Annotated in this window: 16 protein-coding genes and 2 pseudogenes; 6 read left to right on the top strand and 12 right to left on the bottom strand. The window is 38.2% G+C overall.

All coding sequences use genetic code 11. The annotated features are described in order from the left end of the window. Positions 1-78 precede the first annotated feature (78 nt). Both ACYQ3L_RS23200 and ACYQ3L_RS23195 read left to right on the top strand, forming a co-directional pair. Entirely contained in the window at positions 79-1,482 is a 1,404-nt protein-coding gene (locus tag ACYQ3L_RS23200; RefSeq protein ID WP_379994255.1) for a RagB/SusD family nutrient uptake outer membrane protein, read from the top strand. Between the two features lie 132 nt (positions 1,483-1,614). After that, positions 1,615-1,919 (top strand): annotated as a pseudogene (locus ACYQ3L_RS23195) (transposase); the annotation flags it as partial. On the opposite strand, the gene ACYQ3L_RS23190 reads toward ACYQ3L_RS23195, so the two are convergent. From ACYQ3L_RS23190 to ACYQ3L_RS23180, 3 genes are all read right to left on the bottom strand, one after another. Then, positions 1,906-2,277, bottom strand: a complete 372-nt coding sequence (locus ACYQ3L_RS23190; RefSeq protein ID WP_379994256.1) for an NINE protein — start codon at positions 2,275-2,277, stop codon at positions 1,906-1,908. The pseudogene ACYQ3L_RS23195 and the gene ACYQ3L_RS23190 sit on opposite strands and share 14 nt — an antisense overlap. A gap of 513 nt (positions 2,278-2,790) precedes the next feature. Continuing rightward, positions 2,791-3,807, bottom strand: coding sequence for a helix-turn-helix transcriptional regulator (locus ACYQ3L_RS23185; RefSeq protein ID WP_379994257.1), 1,017 nt, complete (start codon positions 3,805-3,807; stop codon positions 2,791-2,793). A 10-nt stretch (positions 3,808-3,817) separates the two neighbouring features. Continuing rightward, entirely contained in the window at positions 3,818-4,714 is an 897-nt protein-coding gene (locus ACYQ3L_RS23180; RefSeq protein WP_379994258.1) for a hypothetical protein, read from the bottom strand. Positions 4,715-4,832: 118 nt separating this feature from the next. Between ACYQ3L_RS23180 and ACYQ3L_RS23175 the strand changes: the two genes are divergently transcribed. Continuing rightward, positions 4,833-6,140, top strand: a complete 1,308-nt coding sequence (locus ACYQ3L_RS23175) for an RtcB family protein (protein ID WP_379994259.1) — start codon at positions 4,833-4,835, stop codon at positions 6,138-6,140. A 6-nt stretch (positions 6,141-6,146) separates the two neighbouring features. Then, a complete protein-coding gene (locus ACYQ3L_RS23170; protein ID WP_379994260.1) occupies positions 6,147-6,485 on the top strand; it encodes a hypothetical protein in 339 nt (112 codons plus the stop codon). 89 nt (positions 6,486-6,574) lie between these two features. On the opposite strand, the gene ACYQ3L_RS23165 is transcribed toward ACYQ3L_RS23170, so the two are convergent. The 8 genes and pseudogenes from ACYQ3L_RS23165 to recF all read right to left on the bottom strand — a co-directional run bounded on the left by ACYQ3L_RS23165 (position 6,575) and on the right by recF (position 12,842). Beyond that, on the bottom strand, positions 6,575-7,108 hold the full coding sequence (locus ACYQ3L_RS23165) for a hypothetical protein (RefSeq protein WP_379994261.1): 534 nt from the start codon (positions 7,106-7,108) through the stop codon (positions 6,575-6,577). 8 nt (positions 7,109-7,116) lie between these two features. After that, entirely contained in the window at positions 7,117-8,172 is a 1,056-nt protein-coding gene (locus ACYQ3L_RS23160) for a winged helix DNA-binding domain-containing protein (protein WP_379994262.1), read from the bottom strand. Positions 8,173-8,192: 20 nt separating this feature from the next. After that, the gene (locus tag ACYQ3L_RS23155; RefSeq protein WP_379994263.1) at positions 8,193-8,837 is read right to left on the bottom strand and encodes a hypothetical protein; all 645 of its coding nucleotides are present in this window, start codon (positions 8,835-8,837) and stop codon (positions 8,193-8,195) included. Between the two features lie 8 nt (positions 8,838-8,845). Next, positions 8,846-8,956 (bottom strand): annotated as a pseudogene (locus ACYQ3L_RS23150) (site-specific integrase); the annotation flags it as partial. Between the two features lie 182 nt (positions 8,957-9,138). Next, positions 9,139-10,530 (bottom strand): tRNA uridine-5-carboxymethylaminomethyl(34) synthesis GTPase MnmE, encoded by a 1,392-nt coding sequence (gene mnmE, locus ACYQ3L_RS23145; RefSeq protein ID WP_379994264.1) that lies wholly within the window; start codon positions 10,528-10,530, stop codon positions 9,139-9,141. Between the two features lie 260 nt (positions 10,531-10,790). Beyond that, positions 10,791-11,246 (bottom strand): acyl-CoA thioesterase, encoded by a 456-nt coding sequence (locus ACYQ3L_RS23140; protein ID WP_379994265.1) that lies wholly within the window; start codon positions 11,244-11,246, stop codon positions 10,791-10,793. 199 nt (positions 11,247-11,445) lie between these two features. Next, positions 11,446-11,739 (bottom strand): DciA family protein, encoded by a 294-nt coding sequence (locus tag ACYQ3L_RS23135; protein ID WP_379994266.1) that lies wholly within the window; start codon positions 11,737-11,739, stop codon positions 11,446-11,448. Next, positions 11,736-12,842, bottom strand: a complete 1,107-nt coding sequence (recF, locus tag ACYQ3L_RS23130; RefSeq protein WP_379994268.1) for a DNA replication/repair protein RecF — start codon at positions 12,840-12,842, stop codon at positions 11,736-11,738. The genes ACYQ3L_RS23135 and recF overlap by 4 nt, the downstream gene beginning before the upstream one ends. Before the next feature lie 1,002 nt (positions 12,843-13,844). On the opposite strand from recF, the gene ACYQ3L_RS23125 reads away from it, so the two are divergent. Together ACYQ3L_RS23125 and ACYQ3L_RS23120 are read left to right on the top strand one after the other, a co-directional pair. Beyond that, positions 13,845-14,750 carry an ABC transporter ATP-binding protein gene (locus ACYQ3L_RS23125; RefSeq protein ID WP_379994269.1) on the top strand — a complete coding sequence of 302 codons (906 nt, stop codon included), beginning with the start codon at positions 13,845-13,847 and terminating at the stop codon, positions 14,748-14,750. Positions 14,751-14,841: 91 nt separating this feature from the next. Then, on the top strand, positions 14,842-16,170 hold the full coding sequence (locus ACYQ3L_RS23120; protein WP_379994270.1) for an ABC transporter permease: 1,329 nt from the start codon (positions 14,842-14,844) through the stop codon (positions 16,168-16,170). 62 nt (positions 16,171-16,232) lie between these two features. Here the strand turns inward: ACYQ3L_RS23120 and ACYQ3L_RS23115 are convergent, their stop codons facing one another. Continuing rightward, positions 16,233-16,907, bottom strand: a complete 675-nt coding sequence (locus ACYQ3L_RS23115; RefSeq protein WP_379994271.1) for a porin family protein — start codon at positions 16,905-16,907, stop codon at positions 16,233-16,235. Positions 16,908-16,960: the final 53 nt, after the last annotated feature.

Genomic DNA, 16,960 nt, shown 5'->3' with positions numbered 1-16,960 from the left:
ATGAAACAATTTAGATATTTAATTTTCTTTGCTGCGCTTTGTGTTTTCGGACTTTCATCGTGTGATAGTTTTCTGAATATGGAGCCTAGTAATTCCGGGAATGCAGAAACCGCAATAGCAACTCCGGCTGATGCCAAAGTTGTAATCAATGGCATCATGAGATCTATGAGCTCATCTAACTATTACGGCCGTAACTTTATCATGTATGGTGATGCAAAAGGTGGCGATTTGACTATTTATTCAGCCGGTCGTGGTCTTGATGCGCTTTACTCGTTCAATCATACCCCTACCAGCAATAACTACTCAGGCTTTTGGGTAACAGGATATTATTGTATTATGCAAATTAATAATTTGTTGGAAAATGTAGAACGACTCGAAGCGGAGGGTAAAACAGGTTTTTCTTTCTACAAGGGACAAGCATTAACCTTACGCGCACTCATTTATTTCGATTTAGTCCGCCTTTATGGACTTCCTTATAATTATGATAAGTCGTCTTATGGAGTGCCTAATGTAACAACGACACTTGGGGCCGATGCTCAGCCAGTTCGTGCAAGCGTAGAAGAAAATTATATACAAATCGTGAATGATCTCGAAGAGGGGATGGCATTGCTGGCCAGTAATAAAGCTGCACAGAACGGATACATAGGTTATTATGCCAATGTAGCCTTGCAAGCCCGAGTTAAACTCTATATGGAAGACTATGACGGAGCACTTGCCGCTGCCGAAGAAATTATAAAAAACAGTAGTTATAAACTTTATCAACCTTCTACTTGGGTCGCATCATGGAATGGGCAGTTTGGTTCTGAATCCATTTTCGAAATAGGTATTGACACCGAATCTGATTTAGGAACGTCTTCTTTAGGCTTCTATCTCATGTGTTATGCACAAAAGAGCGGTGCTCAAGGTTGGTTCTTAGCAAGCGATTACTTCCTTTCCCGATTGGGACAGGATGCTTCTGACGTGCGTTGGGGTATCATGGATAATGATGAATATTGGTATGATACTAAAAATACACGTAAAGGAGCCTGTTATAAATATTTAGGTGGAACATCTCTTGCTGGTGATGGAAAGGAGACTTATACTGCGGTTAATATTAAGGTTATTCGTCTTTCCGAAGTTTACCTTATAGCAGCCGAAGCAGCGTTGCATTCCAAAACACCCGATGCCACTCTTGCTGCCGGTTATCTGAATGAGATACGCAAACGTTCTCCACAATTAGCCCTTGCAACATCTGCTACAATTACAGATGATATGATTTTAGATGAACGCAGTAAGGAACTTTTTGGTGAAGGACAGCGTTTCTTCGATATGATCCGCAAGAATAAAACAATCGAATTCAATGATGATTTCCAAGGCATACCTGTAAGCAAACGCGAAAAAACAATCAATCGTACATTTGGTAAGATCGTGCTTCCTATATCTCAGGACGAAATGAATGCCAACCCGGCATTGCGGAGCGAGCAAAACGAAGCTTATAAATAATTTTACGCAATTATATACAATTCCAATCTAAATAACTCATGTTTTATAAATAACTGACAAACAATAGGATGAAAGATAAATTTGCATATCTCAATTATTTTTTGTAACTTAATATAAATAACGGTTGAAAATATACAAAAATATAACCTCTTTTACTTCTTTAAGCAATTCCCCGATGAATTAGCTTGTAGGAAATATCTTGAACAACGTTTTTGGAAAGGTAATACTGTTTGCCCTCATTCTGGAAATTCACAGAAGATATACCGATATAAAAATGGTAAGACTTTAAATGTGCCTGCTGTAAGAAACAATTTCAAGTTACGACAGGCACAATTTATGAGAACTCGAACATACCATTGCAGAAATGGTTTCTTACTTTCTATTTAATATCGTTATCGAAGAAAGGAATTACTTCTATTGATATTACAACAATAGTTTCTTTTTAAGGTCAAACTCCTCTTGGGTAATAATTCCCTTTTCTTTCATTTCGTAAAGCCTTTTTATTTCCTCACTTGCAGAATTATTCGTTTGGTTATTCACAGCTCCGTTATTAACGGTAATAGTTGTGTTACTTGGCTGCATTGGCTGGTAAAGTGTGTTGAATTTCAGGTTAAACCTGTTTTCATCCATAGTCAGTAGCCATATAAAATCGACTAACGAAACGATAAGTGGGATAAACGTCCAACAAAACAAGAGATACAGAAGACCTAACCCCGTTTGATTCAGATAAAATCTGTGAACTCCAATACCACCAAGAAGAATTGCTAAAATAGCTGCGGTTGTTTTACTTTTCATAATTACGTGTCAAAATTTAGGTGATTAAGTATTTTACTATCGTTCTAAACACGTAAAATGAATGACGTGGGAATACACTTCCGATTAAGAGGTACGACCAAGCACCTTTTCCACCTACAAGAGTAATACCCACGTCATAAACGTAGGCACTATCTATTGTTTCTAAGGTGGATTCAAAAATTTGGTCGTTTTCTTAATCCTTAAAACAATAGCTAATGCTATTCAATATTTTCTAATTACAAATATAATAACAAATTTAATAAAGTGTACCTTTGGTGCAAATAGTATATAATTCGTATGTTATAAACTGACCATATCAAATGTAAATATAAGTTAATACTCGATTTTTGCTGATTACATTTATTCTATAATTTTATTAAATATAACCAAATAAACGTTATGTAATTTAACTAAAATACTGTAGATAAATTTCCACCTCAATATCCATTAAGACCTTTGCAAATATAGCTTATGGTTATAAGAGATGGCTGTTTATTAGTAATTTTGGAATGATTATATATCATTTTCGTATCTTTCTTTAGCCAACCTAAATTTCCATCCCATAAAATCAACTAATGATTGTGGAGATAGAATTTTTATAGTATCGGCATATCCAAAAAACTCCCGTTGCAATTCCTGATTGATAACCACATTAATTTCGAATGTTTTGGAACCGTCCTCGTGCTCTTCAACTATTTTCTGACTTTTATGAAAAGGTTTGGTCTGTACATAAGGTGCATTTTCTTTATTTATCCAGAAACGGACAGATTGAGCCTTCATTCCTACATTTTTGGTGACACCAACCAAATCATCAAAAAAAGTCTGAGGGTCGAATAAATTATTTTCTACAAACTTTTCTTTTTCTACTATTTCTATATTGTGTATCCTGTCTAATGCCAGATTGATTAGATTTCCCTTTCGGCGACCAAATACAAACCATCTGTTGCGATATTCTTTTAGTAAATAAGGATAGAATAAGAATGTATTTGCCGAGCGGGCTTTGAATGAACGATATTTCAAATTTAGTACTTGCTTGTTGACAATAGCATGATAAATAATATCAAGATAATCCAATCCTTTCAGGCTTTCGTTTTTCTCAAAGTCTATAACGGGTATAGTTTTCTGTTTTGCCGAAGTTACATGATCTTCCAAGCGGCTGACGATATCGCCCATACCTGAGAAGTAAGAGAACCCTTTGAATTGGCGCAAAACCTCAACAGCCTCCGACATTGTTTTTAGGTCTTGTTCAGACAACGGCGTATTGGTTATGCTGTAATCCTCGTCTTCATATTTGTAGTACTTATTATCATATACTATAATAGGTGCATTATACCCCAGTTTTTCGCTTCGCATCATCTGGATGTCCATTTGGACAGTTCGTTTACTGATACCTTTATCTATTCCTTCATATTCATACAAAGCATCCGAACAAGCATCTATCAGGTCTTCAAGTGTCCATTGCCTGTATTTATTACGCAGACAGGTATCTATGGTTTTATATCTTATTAAGGCGTTACGGTTTACTGGCATGGTATTATACTCAATCTGTTTTTATTTCTTTAAAAAGACCTTCTAAGATATCTTTGTTTTTAGAATACTTATAATAATCTTTATCTCTCAAAATAGAGCCTAATAACAGTTCATGATATTCTTTTTCCGATTTATCTTCTTTTTTAATACATAGCAAATGATTCAAGAGGACCTCATAATATTTACCTATAAAGTAGTTTTTATAACTTTCTTTTCCTCTATTTGTATAAATAACCATTTCAAAATCAGGAAAATTGAAATCATTATGCTGATAGTACTTTAATCCATTGAATTTAGGATATTTCTTTATATTATCATAAGCTCCTTTAGTATTCACCGGTTTTGCAATATTTATTAACCCCCAAATCTGTTTACCACAAAACTCCATACAACGTAAAAACAGAATACCCTTCTCTGTATCATTTTGTAAATTATATTCATTCAAACGAAAATCAATTTTAGACATATTAAATGGCTTTACTTTATTTCCATATGAGGCAAACAACATGCTGTAATATCTATCAATCATTTCATATCTGGAAATAGTAATATTTAATAAACTATCGACTATCTGCTCATTCGTTACTGGTTCTTTGGCATGGAGATTATAATTGACAGAGCAAACAATGTAGATGTTTTTCAGAGTCTGCTCATCAGGTAAAGTTAAATAAGCTTTATCAATAATTTTTGTTTTCGGAATTATGGTTTGGATAATGAAATCTGTAGTAGCCATTAAATCCTCTGAGCTGCTCTCTTTTAGATTTTTCACATAGTCATCCGTAGGGTTATTCATAAACATAAAATTTTTGTATGCTTTACCTAGCTCTATAAGTTTCGATTGTTTATTTTGAGCATGCAGACCAAATGTAATCAGGAAGAAGATAAAAAAAGAAGTTGTTTTTTTCATAAGATTTAGATTTATGGGTATTTATTCTCAAAAATAACAAAAATATTTTTCATTACGCAAAAATACTGCGCACTTTCTATTTTGCTTTGTATCATCAAAGTAATAAAAGGAAAAAGTTATGATAGAATTAAAAGGAAAGTATAACCAGGATTGCAAAATATTCTTAGATGAAGTTGAAGAAGGAGCTATCGAATTAGTACAAAATATCTTGAATCACGAAATATCCGAAGGTGTGCAAGTACGTATCATGCCCGATACTCATGTGGGTAAGGGCATTGTTATCGGTTTTACCATGCCAATGACTACAATGGTAAACCCTAATTATATCGGTGTAGATATCGGTTGTTCTGTAACAAGCTATAAATTAAATAAACGATTCAATGCTGCTGAACTTCCACAAATAGATAAAAAAATCCGTAAGGCTGTACCGATGGGACATGAAATCCGAAAAGGTAAGGACTTTAATTATTGGTGGGTAGATGGATATATGCAGACTGTTACTGATAATGTGAATCAATTTATTAATCAGTGGAATGTACGTTTTGCGGAAGATAAACCTGCAATGACTATTGATCGGGAATATATCGCCGAACTATGTAAGAAAATAGGTACAGGAGAAAAGATGTTCTATAACTCCGTTGGTTCACTTGGTGGTGGAAACCATTTTATTGAGATCGGAGAATCAGCAAACGATGGATCACATTATCTGACTATTCATTCCGGTTCTCGAAACTTCGGACTGAAAGTATGTAACTATCATGCGAAGAAAATGGTAGCTGCCAAATTCAGACCACAAGAGTATCACGACGAATTTAAAGATATCGCCCAAAATACAGTTCCGACATCAGATATTCCAATTAAATTGGCTGAATTGAATGAACGGTATGGTGTCGGTAAAAAAGAGTTGCTATTGAAAGGTAACGATATGTACGAGTATTTGGTAGATATGGTTATTGCCCAAACGTATGCGGAGTTTAATCATCGGGCTATGGCTCATTCTATTTTTGTCGGGTTACGAAATGTGGAAGCCGTTGATATGATACATTCGATGCATAACTTTATTGATCCGCAAGACTGGATCATCCGAAAAGGAGCGATCCGGGCTTATGAAGGCGAACGAATGATTATTCCGTTCAACATGCGTGACGGATTATTAATCTGCGAAGGGAAAAGCAATGCTGACTGGAACTGTTCAGCCCCTCATGGTGCAGGACGAATATTAGCTCGTAATCAGGCTTTCAAGACTTTGGATATGGAAGAGTTTGAGAAAGAGATGGAGGGAGTTTACTCAACATCTGTCTGCAAATCAACTCTTGACGAAGCTCCAATGACGTATAAAGACAAAGATGTGATTATAAACGCGATTCAGGATACAGCAGTTATTCTTGATACAGTGAAGCCGATATTGAATATTAAAGCAAATTGAAAGAATATGAACCAAAGAGATATTAATCTGCTAAATAAACTTGTATCAAATGCAAGAGCCATTATATCCAATCACGTTGCTATTTCTTTAGGAGTTCTAATTATGACCGGTATCATATCTGACTTGAAGTATAAGGGAATAGAGGTAAACATTGATTTGAATATTTTTAATGAGGTTTACTCTTTAATAAACCAATACGCTATAGGTACAGAAAGGCTCAGATATAATTTCGAATATTTGGAAAAGCAAGATAAAGAATTAGACCGTATTATTGCATTATACAAGAACCAGATTTTATCTAAATGCTTTGAGATTGTGAATAGATACGGTAATAGAAATGAGTAAAATAAAGAAAAACAATAAATAATTCTCATTACGCAGAAAGTTACACCGATGATTACAAATATATTTCCCAGATCCTTATATTTCATATACTAATATTTTTGTAAGCTTTTCCCTTTAGGAATTGCTTTAAGAATATTATTTCGCACTGACCTGATAGCCGGGCATAACTCCCCTTCCATCATTTCAAGAGTAGTTTTCAATTCCTGCGTTAATTCAGGAATAGTACGGCAGAGCTCGTAAGCTATTTTCATACAGAGTGACTGCACACCCGGTAATTCCTTAACAGAGAGCATTCGCTCCAGACAGAAATCCAGGAAATCAACCCTCGGAGGATCTGATAAGGGCTGTTTATAAAGCAGATTGAGGATAACCCTCCGTTTACCTCCATGCTCACACGTCATCACTTCGCTAATAAGCTCATCATGTTTTTCATACAGCCATTTATTAGCTTCCGGAGAAAAATGTGTAAAGATCCAAGCCACATGATATCCTATTTTTTCATCTTCTCCAATAACTAAATCATATAATTCCTGCTTTCGCTTGTCACTTTGTTGGGTTAAACAAAGTATTTCATGAATATCATCCATACCAATCCGCTCCGATAATTTAGCTTTGAAATTCATTGCTATCCTCATTTCTTAATATAATCCTGAAATTTCTTCCCTTCTAAAGTAAGTAACTCCTTGCTTATTTTTAACTTACTATCCCAAAAAGAAATATCAAAGTCAATCCCTTTCGCTTTCTTAACCTTTTTCCAATTACCTACACCATGACCATTATAGAGTATAATTGATTGAAATATACCATAGTTATTAAAAGCTTTCGGATGATGCTCTAAGTCTAAAACATTTGTCCTATCCTTGTAGCTGATAAGATACTCATCATATGCAGGAAGGAAGTGAAGTACATTTGTATTCGAAGAAGCGCATTCATTATAGTCTTTGTGAATATATAATTCAGTCGAACCGAAGTGATCTTTTATCAATTCATTGTCAATTAGGCTAAAAGCGTGTCTGCAATCTTTGATCGTCAACCCCGACCACCAGACAAAATCTTGTAAGCTTGCAGGAGAATGACTCTGCATATATCTTTGAGCTAGCTTTGCCAGTGCTTCATCCTTATGTATATCTTTGCTTTGGGGAGCTCTTTCGTCCAGTAGTGCATATGTTTGTTTTTTCTCTTTCAATACACCGCTGCATATAATGCCATCCGCTTCTGCCAACATTGTAAAGAGGTATATATGTCTCTCGGTAGCCCCTAATCCTTCTTGCTCGAATATTTTTGTAATTTCGTCCTTGGTCTGATGGTTATTGTCCCTAAGTGTCCTTTCTAACAGGTTATAACATTTTGTAAGTTCGTGTTCATCAACCTTCAAATCTTTTACATATTTCCATGCACCTTTAATTCGCTCTCCTGTCAATTTCAGAAGCCACCTGATATCTTCCGCAGAAACAAAATGCCAGGTTGGGCGCATGATATGGGTTCGAAGAAAATCTCCCCGGTTGAAAGCGTCTTCGATATCTTGTTCTGCACATTGTTTCGATCTGATGGCGATTGCCCATTTTGCCATAGTGAAATCCTGAGCTTGCATAGCTCCCATCCATGACACCACTTCTTTTGGTGTATCAAATGTCTGTTCTGATAGCTGTTGACTCTTTAGCCGTATGTTTTTTATAGTAATGTTCATATGTGGGTGTTGGTTTAAATTTATCTTGTTAATTGAATTTCAGTTTGTTGTTGATCCAATAAATTTTTCTGATTTAAAAGGTATTCTTCCTTTATTTTTCTGATTACTTCAATAGGGATTTTTAGCTCTGAGTGAACGATCTGTAGCCCTTCGTCCATGTAGAACTGAATAGGATAATTACCTACAACTTTCTCTAAGTCCAACTCTACATCTAGTAGTATGTCTTCTTCACTATAAAAATCCTCTCCTGATTGATATCCAATTTCCAATTTCTCAAAATCGAAGATATGTTTTTTTGTTTTAAAAGGCTTATTGACCAACACATATTCTAGCTTATTAGAGTGAAGTATAAATATCTCTAACCCTTTTCGTTTCCACCAATAGGAAGAGAAAAAATAAAGAATTACAAATATCTCTAAAAGTGATACAATACTATTAATTAGAATGAATTCCAGCGTAATATCAAGTATGGGAAAGATTAAGATTAGCATACCTATGTGAAAAAGAAAAAGTCCTGAAAATAATATGGTACAGCCTAAAAGCAGTAATCCATTACTATTTTTAGGGCTAATCGTGAGCCTGAGTACATCTGATTTTCGCTCAAGAGTATATGGATATAGTACTTTCTTTTTCATATAACCTTTTATCAATTCTTCTATATTCATAAGTTTTACTATTTCAAACTTATCTTATTCGCCGATTCTCGTTTCTTCGAACTAACCAAATCCGCATATATCTGTGCTGTAGAGACATTTTTATGTGTAAGCATCTTACTGACAGTATAAAAATGTAAATCCCCAAATATTCACGCCTTATTATCTTCATAGAATAAGGAAATAATAGAAATATCATCAAAACAACCATAATTATTGATTCGCAAAGATAGAATAGAGAAAAAGAAAAGCCACCATAAAATGGTGACTTTGTGATGATTGATAATTATTTTTGATTAATATTGATCACTTATCATTTTCCGATACAAAACTTACTAAAAATATTACCCAATATATCATCAGTAGATATCTGTCCTGTTATTTCACCCAGATAATGCATACATTCCCGGATATCCTGCGAAAGAAAATCTCCGGACAAATGTAAATCCAAGCCCTCCCCTACTCTCCTTATTGCAGACAAGGCATTCTCCAAGGCCGCATAATGACGCATATTGGTAACGATAACGTCCTGTTCCCCGATTTCCGGTATATCAGCTGCCTTCACAAGCAAACTCTCAAGGTCATTCGTTCCCTGTTCATATTTTGCCGAGATGAAGATACGATCCGGGATTTCTTCCCTTAGCAGCCTCTCTTTATTCTCTTTTCTCTCAGCAGAAATCATATCAACTTTATTAAACACCAGAATCAGCTTCTGATTCTTCACTGCGGGCAGTATTTTTTCAGCCAAATCCCGGATATGCTCATCTGTCGTTCCTACATCCGTTATCCACAGGATAATATTAGCTTGTTCGATCTTTTTAAATGTACGCTCTATACCGAGGCTTTCTATCTCGTCAGTCGTATCACGTATTCCGGCAGTATCGATCAGACGGAATGCCAGTCCTTGTATATTAATCGTATCCTCTATCACATCCCTGGTTGTTCCATGTATATCGGAAACAATAGCTTTTTCTTCATGCAACAGCAAATTCAGCAAGGTTGACTTACCAGCATTCGTCTCGCCGATAATAGCAACAGGAATACCATTTTTCACAGCATTTCCCACCTCGAAAGATTCAGCCAGTTTACTTATATGAAGTTCAATATCATAAGCTGCTTCCTTCAACCGCTCCCTGTTCGCAAATTCAACATCCTCTTCCGAGAAATCGAGTTCCAGTTCGATCAGGGATGCAAAATTCAGAAGCTCAGTACGAAGTTCGATCAATTTATTGCTAAATCCCCCGCGCATCTGGTTCATCGCCAGCCTGTGCGCAGCGGCCGATGATGAAGCAATCAGGTCAGCCACGGATTCAGCCTGCGATAAGTCCATTTTACCATTCAGGAACGCCCGTTGCGTAAATTCTCCCGGCTGTGCCAAACGCGCACCTTTGGATATCAACAATTGCAAAATATTTTGCTGTATATAAACAGATCCATGGCAGGATATTTCCACAACATCTTCACCGGTAAATGAATGCGGAGCTTTGAAAAGACTAATCAGTACCTCATCCAATACTGTATCATCTTTCATTATAGACCCGAAATGAATCGTATTTGCCTTTTGCTCTCCAAGCATTTTATTTCCATACGGCTTGAATACAGACCCGGCCAGCCGGATACACCCTTCTCCGGATAAACGGATAATGGCTATACCTCCTACACCGGCCGGAGTAGATATAGCCGCTATAATATTATTTCCTTGCATATCTTAATTTCCTCTGTTTATCCCGTCAAAGTTACACTGTTTCTGTTATATAAAAAATTTTAATCATCAAACTCAACAGAATAGGAAACAACCTCCTGTACTGTAAACTGTAACTGTTAAAAGACAACAGGCTTTATGGCTTCTGTAGGGGCAGGTCTTGTGCCTGCCCGTTATGCGACAAGCGGGCGGGCGGTAGCGGGGAAAAAACCGGAAAACAGAACGAGTGCATGTCAACAGCCAGTTAACATGCACTCGTTGTTTTATTCTGCCAGCACTTTCTCTTCTTCCAGTCCCTCATGCTCCGATATGATTTTCCGCCATGTATCGGGAATCGGAATTGACGCCTGAGTATGGGCATCATATGTTACAAAAACAGATTTACACCGGCATTTGATTTCCCCGTTCTTTACATTTCTTATTTGCTGGAGGAATATCCCGCTTTTATCTCCCAGTCTGGTAACTTTCGAGTCCACCACAATACCTTCCCTGTAATACACAGGCGAAAGAAAGTCGACTTCGATATGGGCAACTACAATCAGCCCGTCTGTCCAGCTGATATCGGATTTACCTTTCACTGTCTCGAAATATGTAGTCTTGCCGAGGTCGAAATAACTGAAATATACATTATTGTTGATATGCCCTAAAGCATCTATGTCACTAAAGCGGATTTGAATAGGAAGCGTTTCTTTAAACGTTTCGGGTTTTATTTCTTTCATTTTAGAGTCTGTTTAAATTTTATAGCTGAACCTTTTTATAATTATTTTAAGATGTATTTTTGATTTTTCCCTTGCGGATTTAGCGGGCTAAATCAAAAGGGAAAAGTAAAAAGGCGCTCAAAAGAATATAAAAAAGCAGCTAAGATTTTTTTAAGAGCCTTTAGAGAAATTTTCGCTAAAATTTAAACAGGCTCTTGATTTACCTGAATATGATATCATTTACTACATGCATACCCGCATGTTCATTCAATTTAGCAATAAGCCTGTCTTTTGCCATCAATAGTTCGGAACGGAGAACGGATGAACTCAAAGACACATAAAGAACACCGTTTCGCAGGTAAATGTTTGTCGTATATGAATTAATCATCCTGCCGAGCAATTGCGGCCAACCTGTAACAGCCCTGCTTTCAGCCAGTTTGCGTCTTATGAATGGATTTTCTTCAAAGTACTGCCTCAGGACTTCCCCTATGCTTTCGGTATTCCGTTTTCTCATAGCGTAATATTCTTTTGGATTACTTCGCCTTTTTCTACTTCATACAGATGATAGTTGCTGTTTGTGCGGGAGAGTATCTCATCCAGGTGCTCGCGGTTGGTGTCGGTTACGAATATCTGCCCGAAATCCTTGTCCAGTACCAGCTTGATGATCTGTTCCACCCGGGACGAATCGAGCTTGTCGAAAATATCATCCAGCAATAATACAGGGGTAGTCTCGGTGGCTTTGTGCAGGAAGTCGAACTGCGCCAGTTTCAATGCCACCACATAGGTTTTATTCTGTCCCTGCGAACCTACACGCTTAATGGTGTAACCGTCCATCTGCATATCCAGATCGTCTTTGTGTATGCCTGCAGTGGTATAGCCTAAGATCCTGTCCCTCTGCCTTCTCGATTTAAGCAATTCCGGAAAATCGGGATTTTCGAAGTGTGATTCATATTTCAACTCCACCTTCTCATTCGAAGAACAGATAAAATCATAAAACTTCTGGAATGTAGGAATAAATTTATCAATAAAATCCTTCCTTTTCCGGTAGATAATCATTCCCTCGCCGGCAAGCTGTTCGTCCCACAGGTCGAAAAGGGTATCGTCGACAGGAGCGTCTACCTTCAATAATGCATTCCTCTGTTGCAGAGCCTTGTTGTACCGGATAAGCGAGTACAGATATTCTTTATCGAATTGCGAAAGGAATAAATCCATAAACTTACGGCGCTCATCGCTTCCTCCGTTTATCAGTTCCGTGTCGGATGGCGAAACCATTACCAGCGGCAATAAGCCGATATGGTCCGACAGCCGTTCGTATTCTTTCTTGTTCCGCTTGAATTGCTTTTTTTGTTTCCTGCGCAGGCTGCAAAAGAATTCTTCCTGTTTATCCCCGATCTCGTACCAGCCTTGTATAACAGCGAATTCGGCTTTATGCAGGATGTTTTGCGAGTCGATGGGGTTGTTGTGGCTTTTACAGAACGACAGGTAATAGATCGCATCCAGCAGATTTGTTTTTCCCATACCGTTACTTCCCAGAAAACAATTTATTTTGGGCGACAGAGTAAGCTCGGCTTGCTCTATATTCTTATAGTTGAGTATGGACAAACGCTCTAATATCATGCATGCGAAAAATGATGGTTTTGCAAAAGTACAATTTTTTGCCGGAGGAGACAGCTTTTAAAGATAAGTAATTAGGGCAAACGCACGAAAATTACTCTTTTTAAAAAAGTTTATCTATATAGTAAGCTGTCAGCGGTTGGCTGATAGCTGATAGTTCTTTGAAGTATTGATTAAAGCGGTTACGAGTTACTGCGCCCTGCGGGCAGTTACGAGTTACAAGTAAACAAGATACGAGATACGAGATACAAGATACAAGTAAACGAGATACGGGATACGGGATACGGGATACAAGTTGTTAACTGATGACTGTTTACTGTTCACTGATATATCTGTTACTTTTGTTACCTTTGTTAATAGTTACAAGTTACTGCGCCCTGCGGGCAGTTACGAGTTACAAGTTGGCTGACGTTTTGTTTTGTTTCACGCAAAGACGCAAAGGCGCAAAGTTTTACATCTTACGAGTTGTTGACTGATGACTGTAAATACTGTTACCTTTGTTACCTTTTTGGAGAAAGATACGAGAGCCCTCGCTCGCGCAGACGTCCCGTCTGTGCGTTGCGTAGCAAACATTTTTACAACAAGACACGGACTGGAAGTCCGCGTTAGCGGGCGTTATTTTCTGCTGTCATTGGCTCCGCTTCGCTCTGCCGAACGTTGTTTCTGAGTGAAACGAAGGATCTCCTTCGATTTGGGAGATGTTTCACTTCGTTCAACATGACAAAGAGAATATAAGAATCTGCAAGGAAAAGAATTAGCTCCGCTGACTGTTGGTTCTTAATTTTTCATTCTTAATTCTTAATTGCTTTCGGTGTTACCTTTTGCGTCTTAGCGTCTCTGCGTGAAATACTGTTGACTGTTGACTGAAACGTTGCCAATTTTCATTTGCTCTAAATTGACGTTCATACATTCGCATATCTCCTTATTTTTTTATTCTTTTGTGATTTTATAGAATATTCACCGACTAACTATATAAATAGTTATGCAAAATTAATATCGATCAGAATGATGTATCTTGAAACGCAGGATATCGTAAAACAGTACGGAAACTACACCGCTCTTAACGGGGTAAGTGTGCAGGTTCCCAAAGGCTGTATCTATGGGTTGCTGGGACCGAATGGCGCCGGCAAATCGTCACTTATCCGTATAATAAACAGAATAACGGCCCCCGATGAGGGAAAGGTTTTTATCAATGGCAGGGAATCTGTCGCCGATGATATTTTCAACATAGGTTACCTCCCCGAAGAAAGAGGCCTGTACAAAAAGATGAAAGTGGGTGAGCATATTGTTTTCCTTGCACGCCTGAGGGGTCTGTCTGTTGACGATGCACACGAGAAAACGCAGTATTGGCTCCGCAAATTCGATATTCTGTCATGGGAAAACAAAAAAGTGGAGGAATTATCGAAAGGGATGCAGCAAAAAATACAGTTCATAGCCACGGTAATACACGAGCCTGATTTATATATCCTTGACGAGCCTTTCAGCGGATTCGACCCGGTAAACGCGGAGTTGCTTAAAAATGAACTTCTCGAACTGAAAGCAAAAGGCAAAACAATTATCCTGTCTACTCATAATATGGAATCGGTAGAAGCGCTTTGTGACGAGATTTCCCTGATCAATAAATCGAAGGTTGTTTTGCAGGGGAATGTGAAAGAGATACGTGCGCAGTATAGGAAGCACATTTTCAGGCTGAATGTATCAGGCGATAGCTTCGGGATGGAATCCGCTCATTTTACCGTATTGTCACAGTCTGCGGATAAGGATTCGGTCGAAGTACGCATCCAGCGAAATGACGAAGCGTCCAACTCCGATCTGTTACAGGAAGTTGCCCGGAAATATGAGATTATTTCTTTTGAGGAAGAATTACCTTCCATGAATGATATTTTTATTCAAGCAGTAAGCAATAGATGAAGTTTAGCAATATATTATCCAATCTAACCTGCGATTGTCGTTTTACAACAAAAGTAATAAACAGGTCTGCGACCTTGTCAAAACCAGCCGAATGAAAGCACTTAAATTGATTATAGCAAGAGAATTCTCTTCCAGGGTAAAGACAAAGGCTTTTATCCTGACCACATTATTGACTCCCTTCCTTTTTGCCGCTGTAGTTGCATTGCCTACTATACTGATGATGGTAAGCGATAATGATGACATAAAGAAGGTCTATGTAATAGACAACACAGGATTGTATTCCAACTTGTTCGAATCGTCTAAAAACTATGAGTTTGTACAGGTGTCTGCTACTGACACTACTGCGACCGGTAAAGAAAAGGGGACAGCCCTGTTGCAGATAAACGGGGATTTGAATCAGAATCCCAATGCGGTTACATTCTTCTCGGAAAAACAACAGCCTCCCCGCGAATTGACGGCATATATCAATGATGTACTGACCGAAGCGGTAAGGAATAAAAAAATTGACGATTTTACCTCAGAGAGTAATCTTGAGCCGAAGGTAGTGACCGATTTGCAGCAAATACTGAAGTCTAAAGATAAAATCCGCATATCTACCATCCGGTGGGATGAGACAGGGAAGGAGACGGAAACACTGGGGGAAATAGCGACCATTGCCGGAACGGCGCTCACCTTCTGTATGTTTTTCTTTATCATGATGTACGGCTCTATGGTGATGCAGAGTGTGGTAGAGGAAAAGAGCAACCGTATTATAGAAGTTATTATTTCTTCCGTCAGGCCTTTCGACCTGATGATGGGCAAGATAATAGGGGTAGGGCTCGTAGGGCTTCTCCAGTTGATCGTATGGCTTGTTATCGGAGGCGGAGTGATGATTGCCGTCCAGATGGTTTTCGGCGTCAATATGAACATGAGCGCCTCCGCGGACGCACAGCAGGCAATGGCTTTAATGAAAAGCAGCAATATTGAAATGACCTCCTTCCTCAATGGCTTTTTCAGCATCAACTGGACGCAGGTCGCAATATGTCTTGTCCTTTATTTTACCGGGGGTTATCTTCTGTTTGCATCCTTGTTTGCCATGTTCGGTTCGGGAGCGAATGATTCGCAGGAAGCCCAGCAACTTATCATGCCTGTTATGATTATACTGATGGTAGCGTTTTATACAGGCTTCGCGGCCGCCCGCAATCCGGAAGGGGCTATGGCATTCTGGTGTTCATTGATCCCGTTCACCTCTCCTGTGGTGATGATGGTCCGCGCTCCGTTCGAGATACCTTTGTGGGAACTGGCATTATCTGTTGTACTATTGTTTGCGACATCTGTCCTGATGGTAAAACTGGCAGCGAAAATATACCGTGTCGGAATACTGATGTATGGAAAGAAGGTTTCTTTTATGGAAATGCTGAAATGGCTGAAGTATAAATAATTAACAGTTAGTTGAAAGTTGTATTTTTCTACTCGTATATCGTTTACTTATAACTTCACTTACTATATCTTTATACCCAACGAGAGATAGACACTATTGTTTCTCACTTTGAGATTGTCATTTAGCATATCTCTTTTCCATATTCGGGTAAAGCCCGTATCGGAGCCGATAATGAAAACGAATCTCGATAATTCGGACTGTAATTCTATCCCCAGTCCTACATCGGGTCTGTTCCATAGCCCGTCACCGGCAAAAGTATTACCTTTGTTACTTTCGGGAGTGCCGTCGAGCGAGGTCAGCGTTGTCTTCCCTGCTACTCCGTAAGCTACATACGGCCCCATGGCAAAGCCGAAATGGGTATTGTTTGGGAAGTTGAACTTATATGTGAAATAGATAGGCAGCTGGATATACATTGCCTCCATTTTTGCTTCCATATTTCCCATGGCGGTAGACAGCCTGTTCACTTTAGCTCCTTTGGTGGTGAAGCTAAGTCCTGTCTGTAAATAAACATCGTTGCCTAAAGTGATATCGGCAATACCTCCGAAGTTATATCCGAACCTGACTTTTCCACTCTTGAACCCGTATTCGTTCTTCCATGCCGAAACATTGGAGAGATTCATTCCTCCCCTTATCTGAAAGGTGACATACTTTTGTTTTTGCACAAAGAACTGCGCGTTTGCATTGCCGCTTGTCAGCACTATAATTGAAATAACCAGTAGTCTCAAGGATGTTTTCATAGGGATTCTTTACGTTTTTTGTTTATTATAGAACGATATAGTGCTTGTGTTAT

Source organism: Dysgonomonas termitidis (assembly GCF_054657735.1).
The sequence above is the reverse complement of the archived record's forward strand: the minus strand, read 5'-3'. Positions and strand labels throughout refer to the sequence as shown.